The organism is uncultured Tessaracoccus sp. (genome assembly GCF_947255005.1).
Classification (GTDB): domain Bacteria; phylum Actinomycetota; class Actinomycetes; order Propionibacteriales; family Propionibacteriaceae; genus Arachnia.
The window spans coordinates 1-6,147 of sequence record NZ_CAMYFI010000090.1 but is presented as its reverse complement, the minus strand read 5'-3'; the positions used below and the strand labels follow the sequence as shown (position 1 = coordinate 6,147).

Here is a 6,147-nt window from a genome sequence, read left to right as displayed (position 1 = left end):
AAGAAACGAGAGTGATCACGTGTGCTATCGCACCGAAGGCGGCGCAGGGGGAAGTCTTTCTGATGTCGAGTCGGTATGCCGATATTGGTGAGATGGTGCCCCTAGCGAAGGCTATTATCGCGGTTGCACGGTAGTGATCGGTGTGTGTAGGGCCCTGAGTTGGGCTGTGTTATACAGGGAGAAGTGAGTAGATGAGCGGACCAGGGTATTCAGGTCAGGCTAGCCCGCAGGGCTATGGCGGGCAGCAGTGGGGTGGTCGGCCTTCGTCTGGTTATCCGCCTGCCGGGCCGCAAGGCCAGGGGCAGTGGCAGGGTGGCCAGGGCGGTGCGCCGAACTGGAACGGCGCTCAGGGCGGACCGCAGGGCTGGAACGGCGGTCTCGGCGGTATGCCACCGGGTGGTATGCCACCGCAGGAACAAGGGCAAGGTGGCAGCCGCGGGCCGGGGGTCGGCATCATCATCGCCATTTCTGTGCTGGTGTTGGCACTTATTGGTGTTTTGGTGTGGGTGTTCTTCTTCAAGGGCGACGACGGCGGGACGGCGGAGCCGGGTGCTTCGTCTTCGAGTGTTCAGACGCCGCAGGAGACTGAGAAGCCAGGCGGTGAGGACACCCCTGGTGGTGACCAGCCTGGTGGTGATGAACCGGGTGGTCAGCAGCCTGGCGGGCAGCAGCCTGGTGGAGACCAGCCTGGCGGGCAACAGCCCGGTGGTCAGCAGCCTGGCGGGCAACAGCCCGGTGGTCAGCAGCCTGGCGGGCAACAGCCCGGTGGTCAGCAGCCTGGGACCGACCCGGGAGGCCTTGATGAATTCGTGGCACTCCTGCCCAAGCAAATCGGTGACTGGCAGCTGAGCGCGTTCGGTTTGACGATGTATTCCAAGGGAACGACGGCCATCGTCGTCTTCGATTTTCAGCAAGATCGTACAGTTCGCGACGAGGCCCGTCGGACCCTGCAGAACGTTGAGGAGTTCGAAGGCGGGTTCTGCGGCACCATGGATGGTGGCGACGAGAAGACAGAGATGTGCCACATCCATCCCGGCAAGAAGCCGAACAATAGCATAGTGATAACCAGTACCGACGCTTCACGAGCCGACCTTGTCGAGGTGTCGAAGGGCATCGTCGCGTACAAGTGACCTTCCCTGCGGGATAACCAGCAGTATTGGCGGTGGCGCCGGCCTCAACTAGGAGAGGCCGGCGCCACCGTCGTTTGTGTGCAGCGGTGCGAACTGCAGTGTGCTTACAGCTCGAATCCGGGGTAGAGCGGGCGAGCTGCCAGCAGCTTGGAGGCGCCGTCGAGGGAAGCCTGGCGGGCCCCGGCGTCGAGCTCATACTTTGCCTGGCTCGGGGTGCCCTTGCTCGTAGTGGTGGGTGTCGTCGCCTTCAAGACGCCCGCGATCATGCCCGCAACCTCGTCCATGTCGGAGACGGTGAAACCGCGCGACGTGAGCGCGGGAGTGCCGAGCCGGACGCCGGTGGTGTACCAGGCGCCGTTCGGATCGTTGGGCACCGAGTTTCGGTTGGTGACGATGCCCGACTCGAGCAGCGCCGCCTCCGCCTGACGCCCGGTGATGCCGAAGTCGCGCACATCCATGAGCACGATGTGGTTGTCGGTGCCGCCAGTGACGAGCCGCACGCCGCGCGTGAGGAGCCCCTCAGCGAGCGCCTTCGCATTGTCGACCACCTGCTGGGCGTAATCGCGGAACGCCTGGGTGCGGGCCTCGGCGAGAGCCACCGCCTTCGCCGCCATCACGTGCGACAGCGGGCCACCGAGCACCAGCGGGCATCCGCGGTCCACGTCGGGGGCATACTCCTTCGTGGCAAGGATGAGCCCGCCGCGGGGGCCGCGCAGCGACTTATGCGTTGTCGTGGTGACGACGTGCGCGTGCGGTACCGGGTCTTCGTCGCCGGTGAACACCTTGCCTGCGACGAGACCCGCGAAGTGCGCCATGTCCACCATGAGCACCGCGCCGACGGAGTCAGCGATCTCGCGCATCTTCGCGAAGTTCACCCGACGCGGGTAGGCCGAGTAGCCCGCCACCAACACGAGCGGCTTGAACTCCTGCACCTGCCGGGCGATGGCGTCGTAATCCAGGAGCTGCGTTTCGGGGTCGGTGCCGTAGGCGCGCTGATGGAACATCTTGCCCGACACGTTCGGGCGGAAGCCGTGGGTGAGGTGGCCGCCCGCGTCGAGGCTCATGCCCATGAGGCGCTGTTCGCCGAACTTCTTGCGCAGGGCTTCCCAGTCGGCCTCGGAGAGGTCGTTGACAGTTCGGGCGCCGAGCTCCTGCAGCGTCGGGGCCTCGATGTGGTGCGCCAGAATGGCCCAGTAGGCGGTGACGTTCGCGTCGATGCCGGAGTGCGGCTGCGCGTAGGCGTACTCGGCGCCGAACAGCTCTCGGGCATGCTCGGCGGCAATAGATTCGACGGTGTCGACGTTCTGGCAGCCGGCGTAGAAACGGTGTCCGACGGTACCTTCGGCGTACTTGTCGCTCAGCCAGGTGCCCATCGTCGCCAGCACGGGGAGACTGGCATAGTTTTCGCTGGCGATGAGCTTCAGCGATGCACGCTGATCGGCGAGTTCTTGTCGGGTGGCGTCAGCGATGCGAGGCTCCACCTGCCCGATCATGTCGAGCAAGGTCCGGTACGCGTCGGATACTGCGGTGAGGTCGCTCACGGGGGCTCCTTCGGAAATTGGGCAACAACACTAACCTATCGCTGCAATCATGCTCAGACGTGGCAAATGACCGCTTTGGTCAATAGGGTTAGGCAGCGTGAGAGTCTCCCGTCGAGCTGCGCTCGTATCGCTGGGGGTCCCCCTGCTCGCTGGCTGCACGGGGCCCATCAATTTCACGCCTAAAGAGCACCGCGCTAGCCCTACACCGACCGACACCACCCCGCCCGAACGCGTCGTTGAACCCGACTTCTACGCGCGCTCCACCGCGGGCACTCACGTCCTCGTCGACGACGCCACCCCGCTGGGGCTCGTATTCAGCACCCCACACATGGACGGGCGCATCGGTGAAGTGCTCGTCAGCGAGCGCATTCCCTACGAGGTTGCACAAAAGATTGATCAAACCGCACCCCTGCGCGCGCCAGAAGGGCATCAGTTCGTCGCCTTCACCGCGCAAGCCGGCCGGCCAGTGTTCGTCGAAGACGCCGAGCACCCCGTCGACGTCAGCCTGAACCGCGACGGCACTGGCATGCCGGTGCAGAACCTGTTCGGTGGGGTAGCGCAGGGGAAATTTCAGGTGTCGTGGGAGTTCATCATCGTGTGCATCCCCGCCAACGGCACCGCCGTGCTGGAGGTGACTGACGAGGGTAAAACCATCCGTGTCGATCTTGTGCAGGGCATTCCAGCCGTTGACGAGGCTTGGAACGCGAACGAGGGATTCCGCTCGCGCACGACCGTCGTGTTCGACCCACCCGACAACGTGTATCAGCGCCTGTACTCCGCGCAGCCGCCCGGCTACGAGCCGGTGACTGGAATGTTCCGCATCGGCATGCGCCCGTCGAACGCTTTCATGGCACCGTGGACGCCGGAGCACGGATGGTCGCCGGTGGGAGCGCAATGGCTGACCATCCCCATGGCAGCGCGGGTGGAGTTTCAGGGCATCGAGTCGGGAACAAATATCGAACTCGACCTGCCCAGCTCCTTCACGTACACCGCGCTCGACGGCAGCAAAGCCAAGCTCGTCAGCCCGAAGACGATCACCACCGACGCGGTTCGACGCCAGCAGTCGGACGTGCAGCCGACGTTCCAGGTGACCGGCCGCGACGACCAAGCGTCGCTGGTGTTCAGCGCGGCGGGGAAGATTCGCGTCGATTTCCAAGAAGTGTCGGGCGTGGCGGGCAACTTCACCGGCAGCAGCACCCCCATTCGGTTCAATCTGAAGTACAAAGACGCGGAAAGCCGCTTCTAGGATTGTGGGGCCCAAAGCCCAAGTAACCCAATACCCACACGCGTTTGCCTAATCCGACCAAAATCGGGCTCCGAGGAAAACGAAAGTGAATATTGGGTTAGGGTTGGCGGTTGCCTGACGGCTTCGGGAGCCCTGCAGGCTGGCCGTGGAGCGTGATTGACGCTGCCACGGGAGCGTTGAGTGACTCCACGTCGGAGGCGACGAAGCATCTACTGTGGGGAGTGCTGAACACTGATCGTCACTATTTTGGTGATGGAAGGTGCGTCGCCACCATCGACAGCTGCTGACGAGGAGATCAACAGCATGCCGACGACCTTGGCGCTTTTCGCGACGGTAATAACTGCGGCAGCGCTGCCTTACTTGGGCGCCCATCGTACCTGTTACAGTGACAGCCATAGGGGGCGGCTACAAAGTCGCCGAGGCTGAAGGCAAGGCAATGACTGCCCTAGGAGAGCTGCGATGGAGTCATTGGAATGCATGAAGCACACACCACAAGAATCGGTGAGGTGAGCAATGCCAAAGGTGGTACAGGTGATCATGCTCTGCGGGGCTGCAATCTGGGCGATTGACATCGTGCGCGCCCTCATCACCAAGGCGTCGCTTTCGGGCACACTGTGGTACGTGGGGTTTGTCTTCGTAGCCTTCGCCGGCGTGATCGAGCTTGTTTGGTGGCTTCGAGTGCGGAGCCGTTCCTGCCCCGATGACACACGTTGAAGGCGGCTCGGCTCAGTTGCGTGGGCGCTGGAGGCTCGCTTCATAGAGCGCGATCGACGCCGCCACTGAGGCGTTGAGCGACTCCACGTCGGAGGCGATAGGGATGCGCGCCAGCGCGTCACAGCGCTCGCGGGTGAGCCGAGCAAGACCCTCATCTTCGGAGCCGACGACGATCACCAGCGGCCCGTCGGCGCCAGGGATGCCGCCCAGCTGCGCCTCGCCCTCACCCGCGAGCCCGACGATGGTGTAGCCCATCTTGGCCGCCTGCTCGAGCGCGCGGTTGAGGTTGCCTGCCATCGCGACGGGGATCCTCGCCGCCGCGCCCGCCGAGGTTTTCCACGCTGCGGCGGTCATTGAGGCGGAACGCCGTTCGGGGATCACGACCCCAGCCGCGCCGAACGCGGCGGCGGAGCGGATGATCGCGCCCAAGTTGCGGGGGTCGGTGATGCCATCGCACGCGACGAAGACCGCGGCGGCGTCCACACCGTCGGCGAAAAGCTCCTCGGGCACGGCGTACTCGTAGTGGGGGAGCTGGAGAGCGACGCCCTGGTGGACGAGCCCACCCGTGACGCGGTCAAGTTCGCCGCGGGGTACCTGCAGGAGCGGGATGGAATGCTCGGCGGCGTGCTTGAGGATGTCGCGGATACGGTCGTCGCGCTCCGCGCCCTCCGCAAGATACACCTGCTTCACGGGCATCCCGGCGGTGAGGGCCTCGAACACGGGGTTGCGGCCGACGACCCAGTCGGCGCCGGCCTTCGCCCTCGGGGGACGCTTCGAGGGGCCGCCCTGGCGCTTTGCCGCGGCCTGCTTCGCCTTGTACGCCTTGTGGTAGACGCGGTCTTCGGCCTTCGGCGTCGGGCCTCGGCCTTGTAGCGATCGACGGTTGCGGCCGCCGGAGCCGGCGGCCTTGCTGGGGCCGCGCTTGCCTGCGCCTCGTCGTGACGAATTTCCTGGCATCAGCGCACGCTCCATTTCGCCCCGTCAGGGGTATCGGTGATGGTGAGGCCGGCATCGGCGAGGGTGTCGCGGATGGCGTCGGCGGTGCCCCAATCCTTGGCCGCGCGAGCCTCCGCACGCTGCGCCAAGAGCGCTCCCACAAGGGAGTCGACGATGGGTGTGAGGTCGTCGGTGGTGGCGTTGGTGGCCCATTCTGGGGCCAGGGGGTGGAGGCCGAAGACGTTCAGCATCGCTGTGGCGGCGCCGAGGAGGGCGCTGACATCGTCGCCCTGGGCGAGGGCCTGGTTGCCGGCGCGGATCACGTCGAAGAGTTGCGCGACGGCTCCTGGCGTGCCGAGGTCGTCGTTCATGGCCGCAGCGAAGCGCTGCCACTGCTCGAGGTGGGTGTAGTCGGGTGACGCGGTGGCGTGCTCGGTGGCGCGGAGCACGAAGGAGTCGATGCGCTCGATCGCTTTCTCGGCCTCCGCGAGCGAGCCGCGGGTGTCGTCGTCGGAGGGGGAAAATTCGATGGTGGAGCGATAGTGCGGGGCGAGCAGGAAGTAGCGCACGGCGCGGGGGT

6 protein-coding genes are annotated in these 6,147 nt (G+C 65.2%); 3 read left to right on the top strand and 3 right to left on the bottom strand.

Annotated elements, in window-relative coordinates; genetic code table 11:
• Nucleotides 1-191 precede the first annotated feature (191 nt).
• Nucleotides 192-1,130: a hypothetical protein gene (locus Q0X61_RS12240; protein WP_297743037.1), complete on the top strand. Its 939-nt coding sequence runs from the start codon at nucleotides 192-194 to the stop codon at nucleotides 1,128-1,130.
• A 104-nt stretch (nucleotides 1,131-1,234) separates the two neighbouring features.
• Here Q0X61_RS12240 and Q0X61_RS12235 read toward each other — a convergent pair whose 3' ends face one another.
• Nucleotides 1,235-2,671 carry a glycine hydroxymethyltransferase gene (locus tag Q0X61_RS12235; protein ID WP_297743035.1) on the bottom strand — a complete coding sequence of 479 codons (1,437 nt, stop codon included), beginning with the start codon at nucleotides 2,669-2,671 and terminating at the stop codon, nucleotides 1,235-1,237.
• 97 nt (nucleotides 2,672-2,768) lie between these two features.
• Between Q0X61_RS12235 and Q0X61_RS12230 the strand changes: the two genes are divergently transcribed.
• The gene (locus Q0X61_RS12230) at nucleotides 2,769-3,917 is read left to right on the top strand and encodes a hypothetical protein (protein WP_297743033.1); all 1,149 of its coding nucleotides are present in this window, start codon (nucleotides 2,769-2,771) and stop codon (nucleotides 3,915-3,917) included.
• Between the two features lie 513 nt (nucleotides 3,918-4,430).
• Nucleotides 4,431-4,631: a hypothetical protein gene (locus Q0X61_RS12225; RefSeq protein ID WP_297743031.1), complete on the top strand. Its 201-nt coding sequence runs from the start codon at nucleotides 4,431-4,433 to the stop codon at nucleotides 4,629-4,631.
• Nucleotides 4,632-4,643: 12 nt separating this feature from the next.
• Here Q0X61_RS12225 and rlmB read toward each other — a convergent pair whose 3' ends face one another.
• Entirely contained in the window at nucleotides 4,644-5,588 is a 945-nt protein-coding gene (gene rlmB / locus Q0X61_RS12220) for a 23S rRNA (guanosine(2251)-2'-O)-methyltransferase RlmB (RefSeq protein ID WP_297743030.1), read from the bottom strand.
• Nucleotides 5,588-6,147 (bottom strand): DALR domain-containing protein (locus tag Q0X61_RS12215; protein ID WP_367270746.1); only part of this gene is annotated, 560 nt, incomplete at its 5' end. The genes Q0X61_RS12215 and rlmB, both read right to left, overlap by 1 nt.

Coding starts and splice junctions, on each gene's coding strand:
- Q0X61_RS12240 (WP_297743037.1), top strand. CDS start 192: ATGAGCGGACCAGGGTATTCAGGTCAGGCTAGCCCGCAGGGCTATGGC.
- Q0X61_RS12225 (WP_297743031.1), top strand. CDS start 4,431: ATGCCAAAGGTGGTACAGGTGATCATGCTCTGCGGGGCTGCAATCTGG.
- rlmB (WP_297743030.1), bottom strand. CDS start 5,588: ATGCCAGGAAATTCGTCACGACGAGGCGCAGGCAAGCGCGGCCCCAGC.